This is a genomic window from Methylobacterium sp. NFXW15 (assembly GCF_049887755.1).
Taxonomy (GTDB): domain Bacteria; phylum Pseudomonadota; class Alphaproteobacteria; order Rhizobiales; family Beijerinckiaceae; genus Methylobacterium.
This window is the reverse complement of record NZ_JAGEKG010000025.1, coordinates 1-1691: the sequence shown is the minus strand read 5'-3', so window position 1 is coordinate 1691 and position 1691 is coordinate 1. Positions and strand designations below refer to the sequence as shown.

Here is a 1691-nt window from a genome sequence, read left to right as displayed (position 1 = left end):
GCCAGCAGGTGCAGCACCATCGCCCCGAACCCGCCGCGCGAGCCCTCTTCCACCGTCACCAGAACCTCGTGCTTCGACGCGAGGTCGAGGATCAGCGCCTCGTCCAGCGGCTTGGCGAAGCGCGCATCCGCCACGCTCACCGCCACGCCCTGGTCCGCCAGCAGATCCGCCGCCTTCAGCGCCTCGGCCAGACGCGTGCCCAGCGACAGGATCGCCACCCGGGCCCCCGCGTCCTCGCGCACCATCCGGCCCTGGCCGATCGGCAGCGCCACGCCCTTCTCCGGCAGCTCCACCCCCACGCCCTCGCCGCGCGGGTAGCGCAGCGCGATCGGGCCGCTGTCATGCGCGTGGCAGGTCGCCACCATGTGCACCAGCTCCGCCTCGTCGGCCGCCGCCATCACCGTCATGTTCGGCAGGCAGCACAGGTAGGCGAGGTCGAACGCCCCCGCATGGGTCGCCCCGTCGGCGCCCACCAGGCCCGCCCGGTCCATGCAGAACCGCACGGGCAGGTTTTGCAACGCCACGTCGTGCACGACCTGATCGTAGGCCCGCTGCAGGAAGGTCGAGTAGATCGCCACGAACGGCTTGTAGCCCTCCGTCGCCAGACCGCCCGCGAACGTCACCGCATGCTGCTCGGCGATGCCGACGTCGAAGGTCTTGTCCGGATGCGCCTTGCCGAACAGGTCGATGCCCGTGCCCCCCGGCATCGCGGCGGTGATCGCCACCACCTTCGGGTCGGCGTCGGCCGCCTTGATCAGGCTCTCGCCGAACACCCGCGTGTAGGCCGGCGCGTTCGGCTTGGCCTTGGCCTGCACCCCCGAGACCACGTCGAACTTCACCACCCCGTGGTAGCGGTCGGCCGAGGCCTCGGCCGGGGCGTAGCCCTTGCCCTTGCGCGTCACCACGTGCAGCAGGATCGGGCCGTGCTCGGCATCGCGGACGTTCTTCAGCACCGGCAGCAGGTGGTCGAGGTTGTGGCCGTCGACCGGGCCGACATAGTGGAAGCCCATCTCCTCGAACATCGTGCCGCCGCCGACCACGAGGGAGCGGGCATACTCTTCCGCCGCCGCCGCGCGCTGGTAGATCGCCTTGGGCAGGAGCTTGCCGAGCTGCTTGGCCGCGTCGCGCAGCGTGCGGTAGGTGTCGCCCGAGGCGAGGCGCGCGAGATAGGCCGACATCGCCCCGACCGGGGGGGCGATCGACATGTCGTTGTCGTTGAGGATGACGATGAGGCGCGAATGCAGGGCGCCGGCATTGTTCATGGCCTCGTAGGCCATGCCCGCCGACATCGAGCCGTCGCCGATCACCGCGATCATGTTCCGGCGCTTCGCGCTCTGGCCCTTGGCCTTGGCGGCGGCGACGTCGAGGTCGCGGCCGACCGCCATGCCGAGCGCGGCCGAGATCGAGGTGGACGAGTGCGCCGCGCCGAACGGGTCGTAGACGCTCTCGGAGCGCTTGGTGAAGCCCGACAGGCCGCCGCCCTGGCGCAGGGTGCGGATGCGGTCGCGGCGTCCGGTGAGGATCTTGTGCGGGTAGCACTGGTGGCCGACATCCCACACGATGCGGTCGTCGGGGGTGTCGAACACGTGGTGCAGCGCCACCGTCAGCTCGACCACGCCCAGCCCCGAGCCGAGATGGCCGCCGGTCACCGACACCGCGTCGATCATCTCCGCGCGCACGGCATCGGCCAC

1 protein-coding gene is annotated in these 1691 nt (G+C 71.1%); it reads right to left on the bottom strand.

What is annotated here, in order from left to right:
- Window positions 1–1691: 1-deoxy-D-xylulose-5-phosphate synthase (gene dxs, locus J4O73_RS24150; protein WP_426221560.1), on the bottom strand; the 1691-nt coding region annotated here is incomplete at both ends.